This window comes from Salinarimonas sp. (genome assembly GCF_046292825.1).
Taxonomy (GTDB): Bacteria; Pseudomonadota; Alphaproteobacteria; order Rhizobiales; family Beijerinckiaceae; genus Salinarimonas.
This window is the reverse complement of the sequence record NZ_JBKBQG010000003.1, coordinates 24,163-44,214: the sequence shown is the minus strand read 5'-3', so window position 1 is coordinate 44,214 and position 20,052 is coordinate 24,163. Positions and strand designations below refer to the sequence as shown.

At 70.8% G+C, this 20,052-nt stretch carries 21 protein-coding genes; 3 read left to right on the top strand and 18 right to left on the bottom strand.

Annotation, left to right across the window (positions count from 1 at the left end; all coding sequences use genetic code 11):
* Window positions 1–163: 163 nt before the first annotated feature.
* Window positions 164–520 carry a response regulator gene (locus tag ACK4UM_RS02755; protein WP_409795290.1) on the top strand — a complete coding sequence of 119 codons (357 nt, stop codon included), beginning with the start codon at window positions 164–166 and terminating at the stop codon, window positions 518–520.
* 310 nt (window positions 521–830) lie between these two features.
* On the opposite strand, the gene ACK4UM_RS02750 is transcribed toward ACK4UM_RS02755, so the two are convergent.
* From ACK4UM_RS02750 to ACK4UM_RS02710, 9 genes are all read right to left on the bottom strand, one after another.
* Window positions 831–1,490 carry a DUF4142 domain-containing protein gene (locus tag ACK4UM_RS02750; protein ID WP_409795287.1) on the bottom strand — a complete coding sequence of 220 codons (660 nt, stop codon included), beginning with the start codon at window positions 1,488–1,490 and terminating at the stop codon, window positions 831–833.
* Between the two features lie 114 nt (window positions 1,491–1,604).
* Entirely contained in the window at window positions 1,605–2,831 is a 1,227-nt protein-coding gene (locus ACK4UM_RS02745; RefSeq protein WP_409795284.1) for an allantoate amidohydrolase, read from the bottom strand.
* Window positions 2,832–2,897: 66 nt separating this feature from the next.
* Window positions 2,898–3,455, bottom strand: a complete 558-nt coding sequence (locus ACK4UM_RS02740) for an RES family NAD+ phosphorylase (RefSeq protein WP_409795282.1) — start codon at window positions 3,453–3,455, stop codon at window positions 2,898–2,900.
* Complete coding sequence (locus tag ACK4UM_RS02735) at window positions 3,452–3,790, bottom strand: antitoxin Xre/MbcA/ParS toxin-binding domain-containing protein (RefSeq protein ID WP_409795280.1); 339 nt, start codon at window positions 3,788–3,790, stop codon at window positions 3,452–3,454. The genes ACK4UM_RS02740 and ACK4UM_RS02735 overlap by 4 nt, the downstream gene beginning before the upstream one ends.
* A gap of 72 nt (window positions 3,791–3,862) precedes the next feature.
* Window positions 3,863–5,578 (bottom strand): urease subunit alpha, encoded by a 1,716-nt coding sequence (gene ureC / locus ACK4UM_RS02730; RefSeq protein ID WP_409795277.1) that lies wholly within the window; start codon window positions 5,576–5,578, stop codon window positions 3,863–3,865.
* Window positions 5,579–5,624: 46 nt separating this feature from the next.
* On the bottom strand, window positions 5,625–6,029 hold the full coding sequence (locus ACK4UM_RS02725) for a PIN domain-containing protein (protein WP_409795274.1): 405 nt from the start codon (window positions 6,027–6,029) through the stop codon (window positions 5,625–5,627).
* Window positions 6,026–6,316 (bottom strand): AbrB/MazE/SpoVT family DNA-binding domain-containing protein, encoded by a 291-nt coding sequence (locus ACK4UM_RS02720; protein ID WP_409795271.1) that lies wholly within the window; start codon window positions 6,314–6,316, stop codon window positions 6,026–6,028. Before ACK4UM_RS02720 ends, ACK4UM_RS02725 begins: the two co-directional genes overlap by 4 nt.
* A 43-nt stretch (window positions 6,317–6,359) precedes the next feature.
* Window positions 6,360–6,980, bottom strand: a complete 621-nt coding sequence (locus ACK4UM_RS02715) for an urease subunit gamma (protein WP_409795268.1) — start codon at window positions 6,978–6,980, stop codon at window positions 6,360–6,362.
* 13 nt (window positions 6,981–6,993) lie between these two features.
* Window positions 6,994–7,863, bottom strand: coding sequence for an urease accessory protein UreD (locus ACK4UM_RS02710; protein WP_409795265.1), 870 nt, complete (start codon window positions 7,861–7,863; stop codon window positions 6,994–6,996).
* A 365-nt stretch (window positions 7,864–8,228) separates the two neighbouring features.
* Here ACK4UM_RS02710 and ACK4UM_RS02705 point away from each other — a divergent pair, with 365 nt between their 5' ends.
* Together ACK4UM_RS02705 and mdoH are read left to right on the top strand one after the other, a co-directional pair.
* On the top strand, window positions 8,229–9,794 hold the full coding sequence (locus ACK4UM_RS02705) for a glucan biosynthesis protein (protein WP_409795262.1): 1,566 nt from the start codon (window positions 8,229–8,231) through the stop codon (window positions 9,792–9,794).
* On the top strand, window positions 9,791–11,935 hold the full coding sequence (gene mdoH, locus ACK4UM_RS02700; RefSeq protein ID WP_409795259.1) for a glucans biosynthesis glucosyltransferase MdoH: 2,145 nt from the start codon (window positions 9,791–9,793) through the stop codon (window positions 11,933–11,935). The genes ACK4UM_RS02705 and mdoH overlap by 4 nt, the downstream gene beginning before the upstream one ends.
* 244 nt (window positions 11,936–12,179) lie before the next feature.
* On the opposite strand, the gene ACK4UM_RS02695 is transcribed toward mdoH, so the two are convergent.
* The 9 genes from ACK4UM_RS02695 to purL form a co-directional block, all read right to left on the bottom strand.
* Complete coding sequence (locus ACK4UM_RS02695; protein ID WP_409795256.1) at window positions 12,180–13,112, bottom strand: diiron oxygenase; 933 nt, start codon at window positions 13,110–13,112, stop codon at window positions 12,180–12,182.
* Window positions 13,109–13,948: an aminoacyl--tRNA ligase-related protein gene (locus ACK4UM_RS02690; protein ID WP_409795254.1), complete on the bottom strand. Its 840-nt coding sequence runs from the start codon at window positions 13,946–13,948 to the stop codon at window positions 13,109–13,111. The genes ACK4UM_RS02695 and ACK4UM_RS02690 overlap by 4 nt, the downstream gene beginning before the upstream one ends.
* On the bottom strand, window positions 13,945–14,808 hold the full coding sequence (locus tag ACK4UM_RS02685) for a class I SAM-dependent methyltransferase (protein ID WP_409795251.1): 864 nt from the start codon (window positions 14,806–14,808) through the stop codon (window positions 13,945–13,947). The genes ACK4UM_RS02690 and ACK4UM_RS02685 overlap by 4 nt, the downstream gene beginning before the upstream one ends.
* Before the next feature lie 111 nt (window positions 14,809–14,919).
* Window positions 14,920–15,390: a MaoC/PaaZ C-terminal domain-containing protein gene (locus ACK4UM_RS02680; RefSeq protein WP_409795249.1), complete on the bottom strand. Its 471-nt coding sequence runs from the start codon at window positions 15,388–15,390 to the stop codon at window positions 14,920–14,922.
* On the bottom strand, window positions 15,387–15,635 hold the full coding sequence (locus ACK4UM_RS02675) for a hypothetical protein (RefSeq protein WP_409795246.1): 249 nt from the start codon (window positions 15,633–15,635) through the stop codon (window positions 15,387–15,389). Before ACK4UM_RS02675 ends, ACK4UM_RS02680 begins: the two co-directional genes overlap by 4 nt.
* A gap of 29 nt (window positions 15,636–15,664) precedes the next feature.
* Window positions 15,665–16,858 (bottom strand): YbfB/YjiJ family MFS transporter, encoded by a 1,194-nt coding sequence (locus ACK4UM_RS02670; protein WP_409795243.1) that lies wholly within the window; start codon window positions 16,856–16,858, stop codon window positions 15,665–15,667.
* A gap of 215 nt (window positions 16,859–17,073) precedes the next feature.
* Complete coding sequence (gene grxD, locus ACK4UM_RS02665) at window positions 17,074–17,409, bottom strand: Grx4 family monothiol glutaredoxin (protein WP_409795240.1); 336 nt, start codon at window positions 17,407–17,409, stop codon at window positions 17,074–17,076.
* Window positions 17,410–17,464: 55 nt separating this feature from the next.
* Window positions 17,465–17,701, bottom strand: a complete 237-nt coding sequence (locus tag ACK4UM_RS02660; protein ID WP_409795237.1) for a BolA family protein — start codon at window positions 17,699–17,701, stop codon at window positions 17,465–17,467.
* 12 nt (window positions 17,702–17,713) lie between these two features.
* Window positions 17,714–19,924, bottom strand: a complete 2,211-nt coding sequence (purL, locus tag ACK4UM_RS02655; protein WP_409795234.1) for a phosphoribosylformylglycinamidine synthase subunit PurL — start codon at window positions 19,922–19,924, stop codon at window positions 17,714–17,716.
* Between the last annotated feature and the right edge of the window lie 128 nt (window positions 19,925–20,052).

The window sequence follows — 20,052 nt, the reverse complement described above, 5'->3', positions numbered from 1 at the left end:
CGGACGTTTACGCTTCGTTGACCACGTTGCCGACGTTTCGATGAAAATTCGAGCGATCCGGAACACGGATCGCTGCCCTCGGTTGGACGGATACGACGATCGAGCGACCCCGAAACCCGCGCTCCGCCTCGAAAGTGGCGGCGCAGAACCAGCGAGTAGTGCCGTGAGCGTACGTGTCCTGATCCTGGAAGACGACCCCCTGATCGCGCTGGACCTGCAATCCATCGTGGAGGGCGAAGGTCACGAGGTGGTCGACGTCTGCCCGTCGGTGGCCGCGGCGCGGGCGCGGCTGCGCGCCGAGCGCGATTTCGCGGGCCTCGATTTCGCGCTTCTCGACGTCGATCTCCTCGACGGCAAGAGCTTCGAGGTCGCCAGCGATCTCGCCGCGCGCGGCGTTCCCTTCGCCTTCGTCTCGGGCTCGATCCCCGGCGACGTGCCCGAGAGCCTGCGCAAAGCCCGTTTCGTCGCCAAACCCTATCGCGAGGATGCGATCCTGGGGGCTCTGTCGGAGAGCGTGTGAGCGAACCTCAGGGCATTCGGCGCAGACATCACCGTACGGAACGGCACACGGCCTTCAACCCTCGAAGCTCGCGGCTCTTTCGAGGGTTGTCATCCCGGGCCGCGAAGCGGACCCGGGACCCATACGCTCCACGATCCTTCGAGCGCGCATGCCGCGCTCGTTCCGCACCCGTGGAGCGTCTTTCGTCGGAGAAACGCAGCCTACAGGCTGCGACTGACGCGTGGAGCGTCTGGGTCCCGGATCGCCTTCGGCGTCCGGGATGACACCTCCGAGGATTTTTGAACCCACGTAGAAAGGTGCGGTTGCCCTCCTATTGCGCCGCCGCGCGCGCCGCGTCGCGCTCGTGGGTGACGCGCTCGACCACGAGCTCCTGGCGCAGCGCGACGGCGCGGTAGAGGGCGCTCTCCAGGATGGGATGCACCTGGCGCGCGAACTCGCGCACCGGCTGGTCCCCGCCGAAGCGGCGATAGAGGCTCGTCAGCCCGACCGCCTCGCGATGGGCCTCGATCATGGCGGTGATGGTGGCCTCCTCGAAGGCGGGGCCCTCGTCGATCGCGGCGAGCCGCTCGAGCTCGGCCGCCTCGGCCGGGTGGATCTCGCCCGTCAGGCGGGGATCCTCCGGGAGCGCCCGAGCGGCGATCGCGAGCGCCACCTCCTGCGTATCGCGGATGATTTCGACGACGGCGAGCATGCGCTCGCGCGGCGCGCGCGCCAAAGCGAGCTCGGAGGCCTGCGTGGCATAGGCCGAGAGCTGGGCGAGGCGCCCGAGATAGGTCTGCGCGTCGATCTCCGTGAGCGTCTGCCAATCGAGCACGGGGCTCGGCACGGCCTCGGCGGCGTCCTCGCGGGCGATCGGCGTCTCGCCGACGGGCGGCGGCTCGGCCTGCGATCGAGCCGGCTGGACTGCGCCGATGCAGAAAGCGAGGGCGAGGGCGAGCGGGACGGCACGCGCGTGATCGGACAGGGGCATGAGGCCGGCATCTCCCGCGACGGTCCGGTGGAGAGGGGCGCGGGCGGGCCGCGCCGACGCTTCGGCTCAACGGATGCGCGCCCGGGGTGGTTCCCGCCGCGCTTGGAGGATGCGTCAGCCCGCCCGCGCGGCGAGGTGCCGGATGGCCGCGACGAGCGCGCGCACGGCGGCGTCGGCATCCGCTTCCGTGATCGATTCCGCCGGATTGTGGCTGATCCCGCCCGCGCAGCGCACGAACAGCATGGCGGCGGGGCAGAGCTTGGCCATCATCATCGCGTCGTGTCCGGCGCCCGAGGGCAGCCGCATCGTCTCGACGCCGTTCGCGGCGGCGCCCGCCTCGAGCGCCTCGGCGAGCGCGCCGTCCATCGCGGTGGCCGCCTGTTCGGAGGTCGTCTCGATCGCGTGCGCGAGGCCCCGCCGCGCGGCGATCGCGGCGATGCCCGCGCGGATCTCCGCGACGAGCGCCTCGCGCACGCGATCGTCCGGCGCGCGGATGTCGAGGGTGAAGGCGGCCTCGCCGGGGATCACGTTGACGGCCCCCGGCCGCGCCTCGATCCGCCCGACCGTCGCGACGGCGTCGCGCGCCGCCGCTCCCGCCCGCTCGACGAGGAGGACCGCCTCCGCCGCGCCCGCGAGCGCATCGCGCCGCAGGTCCATCGGCACCGTGCCGGCATGCCCCGCCTCCCCGCGCAAGCTCACCCGCGCGCGCGTCTGGCCGTTGATGGCGGTGACGATGCCGAGCGGAAGGCCTCTGGCCTCGAGCACGGGCCCCTGCTCGATATGCACCTCGAGATAGCCGAGGAGGCTTCCGGGATCGCGCGCGAGCCCGGCGATGCCCGCGGGGTCGCCGCCGAAGGCGGTCAGCGCGTCGGCGAGGCGCACGCCCTCGGCGTCACGCCCTTCCAGCCATTCCGGGCGAAAACGCCCCGCGAGCGCCGCGGCGGAGGCGAGCGAGGTCGGAAAGCGCACGTTCTCCTCGTCGCCGAAGGCGAGCACCTCGAGCGCAAAGGGCAGCGGCTCGTCGCGCAGAGCGTCCGCCGCGAGGATGCCGCAGACGATGCCGAGTGGCCCGTCGTACCACCCCGCATCGACGACGCTGTCGACATGCGAGCCGACGAGGAGCGTGCGCGCGCCCAAAGGTCCCTCGCGCCGCCCGACCACGGTGCCGATCGCGTCGACATGCGCCGCGAGCCCAGCCTCCCGCATCAGTCCCGCGACCGCCTGCGCCGCGCGCGCATGGGCCGGCGACAGAAACAGCCGCGTGAGCCGCCCCGGCTCGTCCGTATGCGCCGCGAGCCCCGCCAGCATCGCCATCGCCCGCTCGCCGAATGTGCCGCTCATGAGGGGGTGTGCTCCGGTGTCAGTGGCGGGGAGGATGGCCGGGGTGGGGGTCGAGTGGCAAGGGGGTCAGCCGCGTCGCTCACGGCGCCATGCCGCAAAGTCGATCGGACCTGCATCGGATTCCGCGATGTCGACGGCCTCCGGGGTCAAGCGGTCGGTAAACAGAACGAGATTGCTGCAAGCGAATCGCGCACTCGGCACGAGGAGCGAGTCGAAGCCAAGGAAGTGGGCGGCCTCTGCAATCGCTCGCGTCTTGTCGTAATCGAGCTCACGATAGCGAGGAACGTCGACGCCGAGTTCGGCGAGTTCGTCGAGCTGCGACAGATCGAGAGTCGTCTCCGTCCTGACCGTCAGCCGGTGCGCACCATAGGAGACGCGCGATGGGAAGACCGGTTGACGCGACAGGTGAAAGTAAATCTCCGCAATCGCTCCATCCTTTTCGCAGGCCGTGTACAACACGTCGAACGTGCCGTCGCACCAGCGGGTCAGCGAAGCGAAGCCGGTGATCGGGTCGCGGCCGGTTCTGCAGACACGCCAAACGCTCCCTTCGAAAGGCTTGCGCGCACGCGCATCGAGCGCATCGAGCAGCCCGAGGTCGCGGGCCGGCGCCTTGCCTGCGATCACGTGAAGGTGCCCTCGTCGAGAGCGTCGATCACGGCAAGAACCTCCGACGTGCGACCTGACCGGATCAGATCGATCGCGCGCTCGCCCTTCAGCATCGGGTGCGCCGCATGCAGCCAGAGCCGGGTCTCGTCCGGGCTGTAGAACTCGGCGAGCCGATCGACGACGTAGCGCAGCTCCGCGATCGTCTTCTGCGCCTCGATATCGGGCGTAGCCTTGCCGCTCGACCAGCGCGAGACCGTTGCCGGGGAGACCGCGGCGATATTGGCGATGTCGCGCCCCTGCAACCCTCCGTCCGTGCGCAGGTGCTCGAGAATGCGGACGACGGCTCCGGACATCGCGGACTCCTCCCGATCGATTTCGCGTTCAGCTTATCTGAAATCGATTCGCAAGTCGCGACGCGCAAGGCCTCAAAACAGAAAATACCGCTGCGCCAGCGGCAGGCTCGTCGCGGGCTCGCAGACCAGGAGCTCGCCGTCGGCGGTGACGGCGTAGGTCTCCGGGTCGACCTCGATCTTCGGGCAGGCGGAATTGTGGATCATGTCGGCCTTGGAGATGCCCGAGCGCACGTTCTCGACGGCCAGGCACTCCTTGGCGAGGCCGAGGCGGCCGCGCACGTCGCGCGCCATGGCGGCCTTCGAGACGAAGGTGACGGAGGTCGCAGCCAGCGCGCGCCCGAACGCGGCGAACATCGGGCGGTAATGGACGGGCTGGGGCGTCGGGATCGACGCGTTCGGGTCGCCCATCGCGGCCGCGACGATGGCGCCGCCCTTGATGACGAGGTGCGGCTTCACGCCGAAGAAGGCGGGATCCCACAAGACGAGATCGGCCATCTTGCCGACTTCCACCGAGCCGATATGGCGCGAGAGGCCGTGGGCGATGGCGGGGTTGATCGTGTATTTGGCGACGTAGCGCTTGATGCGGAAATTGTCGGCGCCCGAGCCCTTGTCCTCCGGCAGCGCGCCGCGTTGGGTCTTCATCTTGTGCGCGGTCTGCCAGGTGCGGGTGATCACCTCGCCGACGCGGCCCATGGCCTGGCTGTCGGAGGCCATCATCGAGAGCGCGCCGATGTCGTGGAGGATGTCCTCGGCCGCGATCGTCTCCTTGCGGATGCGGCTCTCGGCGAAGGCGAGGTCCTCGGGGATCGAGGGGTCGAGGTGGTGGCAGACCATGAGCATGTCGAGATGCTCGTCGATCGTGTTCACCGTGAAGGGCCGCGTCGGGTTGGTGGAGGACGGGAGCACGTTCGAAAGCCCCGCCACCTTGATGATGTCGGGCGCGTGCCCGCCGCCGGCGCCCTCCGTGTGGAAGGCGTGGATGGTGCGGCCCTTGAAGGCGGCGATCGTGTTCTCGACGAAGCCCGATTCGTTCAACGTGTCGGTGTGGATCATCACCTGGATGTCGTGCTCGTCCGCCACCGAGAGGCAGGTGTCGATCGCCTGCGGCGTCGTCCCCCAATCCTCGTGGAGCTTCATCGCGCAGGCGCCGGCCTCGATCATCTCGACGAGGGCGTGCGGCAGCGCCGCGTTGCCCTTGCCGGAGAAGGCGAGGTTCATCGGCAGGCCGTCGGCGGCTTCCAGCATGCGCGCCATGTGGAAGGGGCCGGGCGTGCAGGTGGTGGCGTTGGTGCCGTCGGCGGGGCCGGTGCCGCCTCCGAGCATGGTGGTGACGCCCGACATCAGCGCGTCGTCCACCTGCTGGGGGCAGATGAAGTGGATGTGGCTGTCGAAGCCGCCCGCCGTGAGGATCCGCCCCTCCCCCGCGATCGCCTCGGTGCCCGGCCCGATCACGATGTCGACGCCCGGCTGGATGTCCGGGTTGCCCGCCTTGCCGATCGAGGCGATGCGGCCGTTCTTCAAGCCCACATCCGCCTTCACGATCCCCCAATGATCGACGATGACGACGTTGGTGATCACCGTGTCGACCGCGCCCTGCGCATTGGTGACCTGGCTCTGCCCCATCCCGTCGCGGATCACCTTCCCGCCGCCGAACTTCACCTCCTCGCCGTAGGTGGTGAAATCGCGCTCCACGCGGATGACGAGATCCGTGTCCGCGAGCCGCACGAGATCGCCGACGGTCGGCCCGAACATGTCGGCATAGGCAGCGCGGGTGATGCGGTAGGGCATGGGAGGGGCCTTTCTGGCGGGGAGGAGGCGGGCGGGGGCGATCCGGTTACGGCACCAGCGCGAGCGGCGGATGGCGGGCGGCTCTCTGGTCGAAGGTGTAGGTCGTCGAGGCGCCGTGAGCTTCGTTGATGCGGGCGATGAGGCGGTCGGAAAAGTCGCCGAGGCCGGCTTCGTAGTCTTGGAGTGCGGCGCGGGCGGCTTGCGCTTCCACGACGGCGACATCGTCGCTCTCCAAAAGGACCCGTAGCTTGTCGACGATCTCGGCGCGCGCAAGCTTCAGAGTCGATCGGAGAATCCAGAACAGCTCGACGAGAACGATTCCGTTCACCACGACTGGCCCGACGCGGGTCAGGTCCGAGAGCAGATTGCGTGCTCGACCCGCCTGATCGGGCTCGTCCTCGACCATGAAGCGCACGAGGACATTCGTGTCGATACCGGCCAGCCTTGTCATGAGCGGCCCTTCTTCAAGATCTCTTCGCCGATCATCCGGTGGATCTCGTCACGCCGCGGGAGAGGCCCGAGGTCCTTGAAGGCTCCGGCGAGCCCGAGAAGACCGATCCCGCGCTTCGTCGTCGGCTCGACCACGGCCGGCGGCTCCGAGACGGACCCGAGCACCACCCTCCCGTCCGCCTGAACGGTGAATTCGACGACGTCGCCCGGCTTCAGCCCGAGCGCCTGCCGAACGTCCTCAGGCACGACGACGAGACCGTCCTCCCTCATGGTCGCGTGCGATCCCATCTTCGCCTCTCCTGTCGCCGTCCCGCGCGCGATCATACCACGCTCACAACGCCCCCATCACCTTCCCCTGGAACCCGAAAACCTTCCGCTCGCCCGCGAGCGGGACGAGCGTCACCTTGCGGGTCTGGCCGGGCTCGAAGCGCACGGCGGTGCCGGCGGGGATGTCGAGGCGCATGCCGCGGGCGGCCTCGCGGTCGAAGGCGAGCGCGCCGTTCGTCTCGGCGAAATGGTAGTGCGAGCCGACCTGGATCGGCCGGTCGCCCGTATTGGCGACCTCGAGCTCGACCGTCTCGCGCCCCTCGTTGAGCACGAGCTCGCCCTCCATCGGGGTGACGGCGCCGGGCACGAGCGTCGAGGCGGAGCCGCGGATCGGCTCGTGGACGGTGACGAGCTTCGTGCCGTCGGGGAAGGTCGCCTCGACCTGGACGTCGTGGATCATCTCGGCGACGCCCTCCATCACCTGGTCGGCCGTGATCACGTGCGCGCCCGCCTCCATCAGCTCGGCGACGGTGCGGCCGTCGCGGGCGCCCTCGACCACGAAATCGGTGATCAGCGCGATCGCCTCCGGATAGTTGAGCTTGACGCCCCGCTCGAGGCGGCGGCGCGCGACCATCGCCGCCATGGCGACGAGGAGCTTGTCCTTCTCGCGGGGGGACAGTTTCATGTCGTCGGCTCCCTCAGGTCTGCCAGCTGCGCGGCAGAGCGTGCCCGCGCAGGCCTTCCAAGAAACGCGCCAGATCCGCGCGCAGGCTCTGCGGATCGCGCCCGACGAAGCGGGCGATCAGCATGCCGTCGAGCCCGCCCGCGCCGCATTCGCAGGCCGCCCCGCCGAGCAGCGCGCGCGCCTCGTCCAGACGCGCCTCGGCGTCGGGCGCCACGAGCAGCACGGTCGCGAGCGCACGGGCGCCGCCGCCGCAGGCCGGGCGGTCGAGGATGTCGGCGATCGCGCCGTCGAGCCGCACCTCGTCCGCGAAGACGAGCCGCCCGTCGCGGCGGATGCGCCAGCGGTCGCGCAAGGCGCCGCTCGTCGCCGTCTCGCCCATCGCGAGGCGTCCGAACACGACGCTCTCGACCATCAGGAGCCGCGCCGTGCCCGCCATCGCGACGTCGATGCGCCGCGACAGGCGCGCGCCGTCGTAGAGGATCTGCTCCTGCGGCAGCCAATCGAGCCGCGCATCCGCGCCGAGATCGATCGCGACGCCGACCTGCGTCGGCGCGTCGTCGGCGCGGTAGACCTTCTCGGCGGCCTGCGTCGTCAGCGTCGCCTGCGCCCGCGCGTCGAGGCTCGCGGCGAGATCGATCGCGTCCCCGCCGGCCATGCCGCCGCCCGTGTTGACGTAGATCCCCTCGCAGGTCGCGCCGCGCGCGAAGCGCACCCGGTAGCCGCCGCGCTCGGCGATCTCGAGCGGCGCGCCGCCGCGGGGCCCGGGGCCGATCCGCAGCCGAACGCCCGCGCGGGCGCGGATCCAGCGCGGCAGGATCGGTTCTTTGCGGGGATGGGTCATGAGCATGGCGGACGGGAACGCGATCGCGGAACGGGCGGCCATCCTCGCGCCGCGCCCGCGCTTCCACAAGGCGAAGCTCGCAGCCGCAGCTGCTTAAAGATTGAGCAACCACGATCGCGGGAACCTTCGCGGTGCCTTCCGCGTCTGTGCTGCGGCGCACCGTGAGGCGCGCTGCGCGAGTCTTCCCGGAACGGCCTTGATACCGGCCAGATTGCGCGGATGAGTCGCGCGCCTCGGCGCGGACGATTCTCGCACGCGCCTGTCGAAACGGCCATTGTGCATCGCAACAGATACGGTATCATGGAGATGGCTAAGACCGAGAGCGAGCATCGGCACGCGCGTACCTGCGCGCGCCCGCGGCGAACGGCCCGGTCGGCGGCCACGCCTTCCCTTCCGGAGATCACCTCGTGATCGTCACCCGTCGCTCCGCCATGGCGCTCGGCGCCGTGCTCGCGCTCGCGTCCCGCCTGCCTCTCGTCGGTTCCGCCTTCGCCGAGGAGGAGGGCGCGCGCCATCTCGGCCCGCCCGAGCCCTTCGATTCGGCCCTCGTGCGCGCCCGCGCCGAGGCGCTCGCGCAGGCGCCCTACGCCCCCGTGCCCGAGACGCTGCCCGAAAGCCTCTCCGCGCTCGATTACGACCAGTACCGCGACATCCGCTTCCGGCCTGACGCGGCGCTGCTCTCGGGAGGCGAGAGCCCCTTCACGCTGCAGCTCTTCCATCTCGGCTTCGGCTACCGCATGCCGGTGTCGATCAACCTCGTCTCGCAGGGCACGGCGCGGCACCTGATCTTCGACCCGGCGATGTTCTCCTACGGGCCGCTCGTGCCCGATCCGCCGACGGAGCCCGCCGATCTGGGCTTCTCGGGCTTTCGCATCCACGGGCACATCAACAATCCCGATCACGCCGACGAGTTCACGGTCTTCCAGGGCGCGAGCTATTTCCGCGGCGTCGCGAAGGGCCAGGTCTACGGGCTCTCGGCGCGCGGGCTCGCGATCGCGACCGCCGATCCCTCCGGCGAGGAATTCCCGACCTTCCGCGAGTTCTGGATCGAGGAGCCGGGGGCGGGCGACGAGCGAATCGTCGTCCACGCCCTCCTCGACAGCCCGAGCGCGACCGGCGCCTATCGCTTCGTGATCGCGCCCGGCGAGGCGACCATGATGGATGTCGAGGCGACCTTGTTCCCCCGCGTCGAGATCGCCAATATCGGCCTCGCGCCGCTCACCTCGATGTTCTACTTCGCGCGCCACGATCGCCCGGGCATCGACGATTTCCGCGGCGCGGTGCACGATTCGGAGGGGCTCGCGATCTGGAACGGCGCCGGCGAGCGGCTCTGGCGGCCGCTCCTCAACCCGCGCACGCTGCAGGTGTCGATGTTCCTCGACGAGCGGCCGCAGGGTTTCGGGCTGATGCAGCGCAACCGCGACTTCGCCGTATACCAGGATCTCGAGGCCGATTACCACCGCCGCCCCTGCCTGTGGGTCGAGCCCGTGGGGGATTGGGGCGCAGGCGCCGTCGTCCTCGTGGAGATCCCGACGCCCTCGGAAGTGCACGACAACATCGTCGCCTTCTGGCGCCCGCGCGAGCCGGTGCCGGCGGGCGCGCCGCTCGATCTCGCCTACAAGCTGCATTGGCGCGACGGCGTGCCGGAGGGCGACGGCGTCGCGCTCGTCGCGCGCACCATGGTCGGCCTCGCCGAGGTCGGCCGTCCGCAGAACGAGCGCGACAAGCGCGTCTTCGTGATCGATTTCGAGGGCGCAGGGCTCGACGACGACGGCGACGGCCTCGTCGCGCTGGCGAGCGCCTCGGCAGGCGTGCTGGCGCCGCCGGTCGTCAAGCGCGAGCCGGAGATCGGCGGCGTGCGCGTCGCGCTCGAGCTCGACCCGCAGGGCGAGCGCGTCGTCGAGCTGCGCTGCGCCCTCTATCGCGGGGACGCGCGCGTCTCCGAAAGCTGGATCTACAGGTGGTTGGCATGACGATCCACGCATCCCCTCCCCCGGCGCCGCCCCTGCCGCCGGAGACGCCGCTGGCGATGCCGGTGCAGGCGCTCGATCGCGCGCCCCCGCGCGCGCTCGGCCCGCGCCGCGATCTCGCGGGGACGGCGATCCGCGCCGCGACGCTTCTCGTCGCGGCCCTCGTCGCGGGCTTCCTCGTCTACGAGATGCACGCGGTCCTCACCGTCTCGACGATCACCGGCGTCCAGATCGCGATGCTCGGCCTGTTCGCGGTGAACATCACGTGGATCGCCTTCGCCTTCGCGCTCGCGACGCTCGGCCTCCTCGCGCTCCTCGGCGCGCGGGTCTTCGGCGGCCGCGAGCCCGCGCCGCGCGCAAAACCCGAGAGCCGCACGGCGATCCTCCTGCCGACCTACAACGAGGACCCCGCTCGCGTCTTCGCGACCGCGGCGGCGACGGCCGAGGCGCTGGCCGATGCGGGCGTCGCCGACTGCTTCGACCTCTTCGTCCTCTCCGACACGACCGACCCGGACATCTGGATGGCGGAGGAGGAGGCGTTCCTCGCCACCCGCCGCGAGCGCGCGCCGCGCGCCGCGATCTATTACCGGAGGCGGCCCGCCAATATCGAGCGCAAGGCCGGCAACATCGCCGATTGGGTGCGCCGCTTCGGCGGGGCCTACCCGCATTTCGTCGTGTTCGACGCCGACAGCCTGATGACGCCGCGCACGCTGGTGCGCATGGCGATCGCCATGGAGCGCCGGCCCGATCTCGGCCTCCTGCAGACGGTTCCCGTGCTCACGGGCCGCACGAGCCTGTTCGCGCGCCTGCAGCAATTCGCCTCGCGGATCTACGGGCCGGTGCTCGCCGCAGGGCTCGCGACCTTCGCCCGCGACAGCGGCAATTACTGGGGCCACAACGCGATCCTGCGCACCCGCGCCTTCGCGCAGAGCGCCGGGCTGCCGCATCTGAAGGGCCCGCCGCCCTTCGGCGGGCACGTCCTCAGCCACGACTTCGTCGAGGCGGCCCTGATGCGCCGCGCCGGCTGGGCGGTGGTGATCGACCCGCGGCTCGGCGGCTCCTTCGAGGAGAGCCCGCCCTCGCTGATCGACCTCGCCCAGCGCGACCGGCGCTGGTGCCAGGGTAATCTCCAGCATGCCCGGCTCGTCGGCGCGCGCGGCCTCGACTGGGTGAGCCGGCTGCATTTCGGGATGGGCATCATGGCCTATCTCGCGGCCCCGTTCTGGCTCGCCTTCCTCGTCGCCGGGCTCCTGCTCGCCCTGCAGGCGCAATTCGTGCGGCCGGAATATTTCACCGGGACCTTCACCTTGTTCCCGCGCTGGCCGGTCTTCGACGACACCCGCGCGATGTGGCTGTTCGCGGCGACGATGGCGATCCTGTTCGCGCCGAAGGTCTACGGCCTCGTCCTCGCCCTCGTGACGCCGGCCGTGCGCCGCGGCAGCGGAGGCGGCGTGCGCCTGACGCTCGGCGTTCTCTTCGAGAGCCTCGTCGCCGCCCTCCTCGCTCCGGTGATGATGGCGATCCAGTCGGCGGCGGTGGCGCAGATCGCGATGGGTCGCGACGCGGGCTGGAATCCGCAGCGGCGCGACGACGGCTCGGTGCCGCTCGCCGAGATCGCGCGTCGGCATCGCTGGCACACGGCGCTCGGCCTCGCGCTCGGCGCGGGCGCCTTCGCGGTCTCGCCGGAGGTGCTCGCCTGGATGAGCCCCGCCGTCATCGGCCTCCTCCTCGCCATCCCGCTCTCGGCGGCGACGGCGCGGGCGATGCCGCGGCTGGCGCGTCTGGGCATTCTCGCGACGCCCGAGGAAACCCGGCCGCATCCGATGGCGACCCGCGCCGCCGCGATGCGCACGATCCTGGCCGACGCGCTCGGCGCGCCGCGGCCGGCCCTGCGCCGTCTCGCCGACGTCGCCCCCCTCGCCGCCTTCCGCCATGCCTGCGCCGCGCCGGTACCGGCCCGCTTCAAGCCCGCCGCCATCGACGCCGATCTCGTCGTGGGCCTCGCGCGGCTCGACGCGGCCGACACGCTCGACGAGGCGATCGAGAGCCTCGCCCGCCGCGAGACCCTCGCCCTCCTCGCCTCCCGCGCCGGGATCGAGCGCGTCCTCGAGAAGGCCCTGCCCGCCCAGGCGAGCGCGGCGTGAGGGCGGCTCGGGTCCTCGGAGTTTGTGAATCTCTCGTTGCGGTGTCATCCCGGACGCCGAAGGCGATCCGGGACCCATATCCACGACGTCTCAGTCGCAGCCTGTAGGCTGCGCTTCTCCGACGAAGGCTGCCCAAAGGTGGCGGAACGAGCGCGGCATGCGCGCTCGGACTTGTCGTCGAGGATATGGGTCCCGGGTCCGCTTCGCGGCCCGGGATGACAACCACCGAAAGATCCACAGACGCTCAGCGGTCGAGGAACGCGGTGTCCGTCAGGATGCCCTGGCGGACGAAGAAGTCGGCGGTGCGCTTGAACCATTGGTGATGATGGCCGCGCCGCGCGGGGTCGTTGCGGAGGCGGTTGCGGATCGCGGCGGCGCTCGCCAAGCCCGTCGCCGCGACAAGGCCGGCATCCTCGTAGGCGCGCGGGTTGTACATCTGGCCGATGAAGTGGAGGAAGATCCGCTCGACGGTACGGCGGACCCGCTCCCGCGCCGCGCCGTCCCCGTCTGCGGCGAGGATCTGCGCGTGCAGCATCGAGACGACGTCGCGCCCGAACGAGATGTGCCGGCTCTCGTCGACATGGTGCTGATGGTTGATCTCCCGCAGGATGGCGGGCACGGCCCGGTTGCGGCTTACCTTGTGATTGTAGAAGTCGACGAATTCCTCGAAGATCAGCGTCGAGGCGAACATGTACAGGTCACGCTCGAGCGGATCCTCGACCCGGCCGGCGGGGATCGCCGGCGTCGGGTAGATCTTGCCCTCGTAATCGAGGCAGAACTTCGCGAAGAACCACATATGGGCGTTCTCCTCCGCGATGAAGAAATGCAGGTATTCGGACCATTGCGCATAGCGCTCCTCGTAGATCGCCCCCATCACGAAGGCGAGCGCGTCCTTGATGCCGTGGACGTTGAGGCTGAAGAAGTTGACGCACTCGAACCGGCTGAGCGCGATCAGCGCCTCGCGGGGCAGCGTCTCGTGCAGCTCGGTGCCGTGCGTGGTGAGAAGATCCTCGTCGCACCACAGGACGTCGCGCGCGATCGCGTCCGGGGCCGGCCAGTCGAAGCGCGTATAGGCGTCGTAGCGGTGCTTGCGCGACAGGCTCGTCAGCCGTTCGATCAGCCGGCCGTCCGGGGCGGTCTGCGCGCGAGCCTCCATCGTCGTCGTCTCCGGGGTCATGGGTCACCTCCTGCGCTCGAAAGCATCGGCTCGGGCGCGCGCGGCGGGGGCGCCGCGAAGGCGGCGAGCCGGGCGCGGGCGTGGTCGGGGTCCTCGAAGCGCTCCTGCAGCATCGCGATCCAGCGCTCGATGCCGAAGGCGACGCAGGCGGTGTGGACCGGCGCGTCGTCGAGCCGGATGCCGAAGCGCGCGCCGAAATAGCTGCGGTGCAGGTTGAGCGAGGCGATCGCGCGCCCGGCGACGACGACCTCCCGCTTCGTCGGCGCGGCCTTCGCCAGAACCGCGACCGAGCTCGACGCGTCGAAGAACGGGTCGCTCGCGGTCTCGAAGGCGAAGGGGACGCCGAGCGCGCTCATCAGCCGCTCGATGCGCGCGGCGCCCGCCTCGACATGCGCGCGAGCATCCTCCGCCGTGCCGAGGCAGACGATCTCCTTCATGGTGAAGTTGAAGCCGCGATAGCGGTCGAGCGGCTTGTCCTCGTGCCGGAAGCAGCGCGCGATGCAGGCGACGCAGACCGGCCGCGCGAGCGTGCGGCCCTCGTGCTCGAGGTAGACCTTGTAGCAGGTCGCCGGAAGGAGGGCGAGCCGCGTGCCCCCCGGCGCATAGCCCGCCGCCAGCCCCCGGCCCGCGGCGAAGGCGGGCCGATCGGCCTCGTCGATCGCGCAGAGGAGGCAGGTCAGGTGGGGAAAGTTGCGCAGATAGCCGAGGCGGTCGATCTCGTCGGGCTGCAGGAGGCTGTCGAACTCGACGCTGTCCTGCGGGGCGACCTCGAAGAGGCGGTCGATCGCGGCCTCGAGCTCGCGGCGGACATGGGTCCAGGCGCCGGCGATCCTCATGGCGCGCCCTCCCCGCTCGCGGCGCCGCAAGCGAACGCGCCGGGGGCGGCCGTGACGAGGAAGGAGCGGGCGACGCCCGGAACGTCGCGGGGCCGCACGGGATAGGGCCATCGCCCCTCCCCCGCTCCCGGCGCGCCGGGCTCCTTGATGTCCTCCACCTCCCAGCCGGTCTCGCGCAGGAACCGCTCCGGCTCGTCGGTGCCGAAGCGCCAGGGCGTGCCGTCCGCCTCGAGCTGGGCGAGGAAGGCGCGGCTGAAGGGGCTGCGCAGCAGCGCCGCGCTCGCCATGTCGACGACGAGCCGGCTCGTCGGCGCGCTCAGCGATCGGCAGGTCGCGAGCACGCCGCGCGCCTGCTCGTCGGTCAGGAAGAAGAGGAGCCCCTCCACGATGAAGAGCGTCGGCGCGCTCGGATCGAGCCCGGCCGAGACGAGCGCCGACGCCCAGCCGCGGGCGAGATCGGCGGGGACGGGCACGCGCCGCACCCGCGCCGCCGCGCCGGCTTCCGAGAGTCGCCGCTCCTTCTCGTCGAGGAGCGCGGCGTGGTCGATCTCGAACACGCGCGTCCCCTCCGCCCATGGCAGGCGGAAGGCGCGGGTGTCCATGCCGGCGGCGACGATCGCGACCTGGCGCAGATCGGGGCGCCCGGCGAGGATCGCCGCGCAGGCATCGTCGACGTAGCGCGTGCGGATGGTGACGAAGTCCCGCACGCCGCCGCCGCGATAGCGCTCGATCAGCGCGAAGCCGTCGGGCTCGGCGAGGCGGCGCGCGAGCGGATCGGCGAAGAGTGCGCCCGTCTCGCGCTCGCTCTCGAGGGCGCGGATCGCGGCGGTCCATTGAGCAGTCGAGGAAACCGGCTCCATGCCAAACCTCCTGTTTTGCCGTTGAACGATTCAAGATTGTATTTCAAGGCGCAGAAGGCCCTCCGGCGCGGCGGGCCGCGTCGGTTCGGCCGATGGTCGGCGGCCGGCTCGTCAGCCCGCGACGGCGTCGCGGCGGCGGAACCGGCTCAGGAGGACGAGCGTCGTGACGGGCTTCGTCTCGCCCGCCCGCACGAGGCTGCCCTTCTTCTTGATGGTGACGATGTCCTTGCGCAGCGGGTTCGCGACGATCTCGCCGATCTCGCAGCGGCCGACCAGCACGTCGCCGGGGCGCACGGGCGCGAGCCAGCGTACGCCCTCGAGCCCCGGCGAGCCCTCGACGCTCGCGCCCTGGAGGAGCGCGCGGACATAGAGCCCCATCCAGATCGCGGCGGTGTGGAAGCCGCTCGCCACGAGCCCCCCGAAGAAGGAGGCGGCGCCCGCCTCGTGCGAGAGGTGGTAGGGCTGCGGATCGTAACGCGTCGCGAAGGCGACGATCTCCTCGGCGCTCACCGCATGGGTGCCGAGATCGTAGATCGCGCCCTCGTGGTAATCCTCCGCATGAGTGGGGCTCGTCGCGGTCACGGCGTCGCCTCCGAGGGCGTGAACCAGACCCGCCGGATCGTCTCGAGCGTGCGGAATTCCTCGATGTCGATCGCGTCGAGGCGGATGTCGCGGCCGCAGAGCTCGGCGACGAGCAGCACGAAATCGACGAAGCGCAGCGAATCGATCAGGCCCGTCTCGATCAGGTCGTCGTCGTTCGAGAAGTCCCGCTTCTCGTCCTGGTTGTCTGCGATGAAGGTCCTCAGGCGTTCGATGGGATCGCTCATTCTGGTCCTCCCTGGTGGATGAGGCGGTCTCACGCCGCTTTCTTCGCGCCGAGCAGGGGCAGCGCCGCCGCGATCGCGAGCAGCGCGGCGCCGAAGGCGAGCGCGTGGTCGAGGTCGCCGCGATCGCCGAGATAGCCCGCGGCGACGGGGCCAATCGCCTGGCCGATCGCGAACAGAACCGTGAAGAAGGTCATGCCCTTGGCGATCTGCGCAGGCGGCATCGCCCGGCGCACGATCAGCGCGATCGACGAGGGCGCGATGAAGACGCCGAGCCCGAACACGAGCGCGGACGCGACGAGCGCCGCGATGCCCGCATCGACGAGCGGGATCGCGGTGCCGACGAGGCAGGCGGCGCAGGCGGCGGCGAGCGTCGCCCGCGGCGGCCACGCTTCGAGCGCGCGCCGCCAGACGAAGGGCGACACGCCGACCGCGACCGCGAGGACGAGCCACACCGCCGTCGCCGCGCCCCAGGAGAAGCCGGCGACCCGCAGCCACGCCAGGATGAAGGTCATGTAGACGATGTAGCCTGCCGCGAAGAGCGTGTAGCTCGCGAGCGGCAAGAGGAGCCCCCTCAACACGAGCCGCTCGGCGGATGCGGCATCCGTCGCGCCGCCGCGCCCGCGCCGCGCCTCGAGGAGCGGCCAGACCGACAGCGCCGCCGCCGCGACCCCGAGCGCCAGCCAGGCCGACGGCCAGCCCGCCGCTCCCGTCGTCGCCAGGAGCGGATTGACGAGCAGCCCCGCGATGGCGATGCCGATGCCGGCGCCGGCGAAGAACAGGCCCGTCGCGGTGCCCATCAGGTGCGGCGTGCGCGCATAGCGCGCCGCGATCAGCGCGCCGCCGCAGGAGAAGGCCCAGGCGGCGCCGATGCCGGCGGCGAGGCGCAGGGCTGTGAGCCAGGTCTGGCTCTCCGAGAACCCGGTCGCGAGGAGGCTGCCGAAGGTGAGCCACAGGCCGCCCGCGAAGAGCTGGGCGGGGCGGAAACGGCGCAGGAGCAGGTAACCGGTCACCGCACCGAGCACGTAGCCGAGCGCGTTCGCGGTGTTGAGCCACCCGGCTTGCGTGTAGGTCCAGGCGAGATCCTCCTGCATCGCGGGCAGGATCAGCGCATAGGCGAACCGGGCGAGCCCGTTTCCCACCGCAACCGCGAGGCCGAGCCCGAAGGCCGGCCACAGCGAGGCCGCGTCTGGAGCGAGCGGTGAGGAGAGGGTCTGCGCGGTCATGAGCGCAGTTTCTCTACGAGTCCTGTAAATGTCAATAGTTGTGTTTTTTGCAATATTTGTTTAGTTGCGCTGCACAAACCCATCCACAGGTAGGCCGGCGCGTCGGTTTCCGACGCGGAAGGGGGCGGCGATCGGCCCGAGGCGAATGCGAACGAGCCCGCCCGGCAGGGCCGAGCGGGCTCGTGGAAGCCGAAGCTTGTGCGGGCAGGCGCGCGTCAGGCGCCCTGCTTCACCGGGATGCCCTTCTCGGCGAGCATCTGCTGGAGCTCGCCGGACTGGAACATCTCGCGGGTGATGTCGCAGCCGCCGACGAATTCGCCCTTCACGTAGAGCTGCGGGATCGTCGGCCAGTTCGAATAGTCCTTGATGCCCTGGCGGACGCCCTCGTCCTCGAGCACGTTGACGCCCTTGTAGGGCACGCCGAGATAGCCGAGGATCTGGACGACCTGGCCCGAGAAGCCGCACATCGGGAATTGAGGCGTGCCCTTCATGAAGAGCACGACGTCGTTGCCCTTCACCTCGGCATCGATGGTCTCGTGAGCATTGGCCATGGGATTTCTCCTGTCGCCGACGGTCAAGGCGCCGGCACGGGTTGAGGGGATCGGGTCAGCCGTCCGCGGGAATGGTGGTGAGCGCGAGCGCGTGCAGAACGCCGCCCATGCGGCCCTGGAGCGCCGCGTAGACCATCTGATGCTGCTGCACGCGGCTCTTGCCCTTGAACGAGGCCGAGGTCACGGTCGCCGCGTAATGGTCCCCGTCGCCGGCGAGATTGCGGATCTCGACCTGCGCGTCCGGGATCGCTTCCTTGATCATGCGCTCGATGTCGCGCGCATCCATCGGCATCGACGGCTCTCCTCAAGCGGGCTCGGCCGCCATGTAGGCGGGCAGCCAGGATTCGTGGGCGTCTTTCAACGCCTCGATAGATATGGCCCGAAGGCCTGGAAGACTCAAGCCGTCCCCGCCGGTCTCGCCCAGCGCGAGGAGGGGCACGCCCGCCGCATCGGCCCGCGCACGCACGACCTCCACGCGATCCTGCGGCACCGCGAGCACGTAGCGCGCCTGGTCCTCGCCGAAGAGCGCGGCGTGGCGCGGCAGGCCTTCCGGCAGCGTGTCGATGCGCGCGCCGACGCCTCCCGCCATCGCGCATTCGGCGAGCGCCACGGCGAGACCGCCGTCGGAGAGGTCGTGGACGGTGTCGAGCACGCCCTCGGCGATCAGCTCGCGCACGAGCGTGCCGGCCGCCCGCTCCGCTTCGAGGTCGACGGGCGGCGGGGCGCCCTCCTCGCGGCCGCAGATCTCGGCCAGGTAGGTCGAGGCGCCGAGCCAGCCCGTCGTCTGCCCCAGAAGCAGCACCGCGTCGCCCGCGCGCCGGAAGGCGATCGTCGCGTGGCGCGTGCAATCGGCGAGGAGACCCACGCCGCCGATCGTCGGGGTCGGCAGGATGCCGCGCCCGTTCGTCTCGTTGTAGAGCGAGACGTTGCCCGAGACGACGGGGAAGTCGAGCGCGCGGCAGGCCTCGCCGATGCCGCGGATGCAGCCGACGAGCTGGCCCATGTAGCGCGGGCGCCGGGGATTGCCGAAATTCAGGTTGTCGGTGATCGCGAGCGGCGTGCCCCCGACCGCGCAGATGTTGCGATAGGCTTCCGCCACCGCCTGTCGACCGCCCGCGACCGGGTCAGCCTCGCAATAACGCGGCGTCACGTCGGTGGTGAGCGCGAGGCCCTTCGGCCCCTCCTCGACGCGCACGATCGCCGCGTCGCCGCCAGGCGTCTGCACCGTGTTCGAGCCGATCAGGTGGTCGTATTGCTGCCAGACCCAGCGCTTCGAGCATAGGTCCGGCGAGCCGACGAGGCGCAGGAGCGCGTCGGCGTCGTCGCTCGGCGGGGCGACGCTCTCGGGCGCGAGCACGGGCCGCGCCGGGGTCTCCTCCCAGGGGCGGTCGTAGACGGGCGCCTCGTCGCCGAGCTCCTTGATCGGAAGGTCCGCCTCGACGACGCCCTGGTGCTTGATCACGAAGCGCAGCGTGTCGGTCGTCTTGCCGATGATCGCGAAGTCGAGCCCCCACTTGCGGAAGATCGCCTGCGCCTCCTCCTCCTTGCCGGGGCGCAGCACCATCAGCATGCGCTCCTGGCTCTCGGAGAGCATCATCTCGTAGGCGCTCATGCCCTCCTCGCGGGTCGGCACCGCGTCGAGATCGAGCTCGATGCCGAGATCGCCCTTGGCGCCCATCTCGACGGCCGACGAGGTCAGCCCGGCCGCGCCCATGTCCTGGATCGCGATGACGGCGCCCGTCGCCATCAATTCGAGGCAGGCCTCGAGCAGGAGCTTTTCCGCGAAGGGGTCGCCGACCTGGACGGTGGGGCGCTTCTCCTCCGCCTCGTCGTCGAAGGCGGCGGACGCCATGGTGGCGCCGTGGATGCCGTCGCGCCCGGTCTTCGAGCCGAGATAGACGATCGGGTTGCCCACCCCCGTCGCCTTCGCCTTGAAGATCGCGTCCGTGCGCGCGAGGCCGACCGCCATGGCGTTGACGAGGATGTTGCCGTCATAGGCCGTGTGGAAGCCGACCGAGCCCGCCACCGTCGGCACGCCGAAGGAATTGCCGTAGCCGCCGATCCCGGCGACGACGCCCGCGAGGAGATGGCGGGTCTTCGCGTGATCGGGCGAGCCGAAGCGCAGGAAGTTCAAGGCCGCGATCGGCCGCGCGCCCATCGTGAAGACGTCGCGCAGGATGCCGCCGACCCCCGTCGCCGCGCCCTGATAGGGCTCGATGAAGCTCGGATGGTTGTGGCTCTCCATCTTGAAGACGACCGCCTGCCCGTCTCCGATGTCGATCACGCCCGCGTTCTCGCCGGGCCCCTGGATCACCCAGGGCGCGCTCGTCGGCAGCCCGCGCAGGTGGATGCGCGAGGACTTGTACGAGCAGTGCTCGTTCCACATGGCCGAGACGATGCCGAGCTCGGTGATCGTCGGGGTGCGGCCGAGGAGCGCGACGAAACGCTCGTACTCGTCGGGCTCGAGCCCGTGCTCCGCGACGAGGGCGGGGGTGATCTCGGGGCTCGCTCGCATCGGGTCTCTCCCGCTCCGGCCTGGCTGCGCACGCGGGCGGCGCGCTCGGGGGATCGCTTAGCGGGTTGCGCGCGCGGGCGCAATGGAGGCGGCCCGCATCCGATCGTGGAGAAAGACCGACCGTGCGT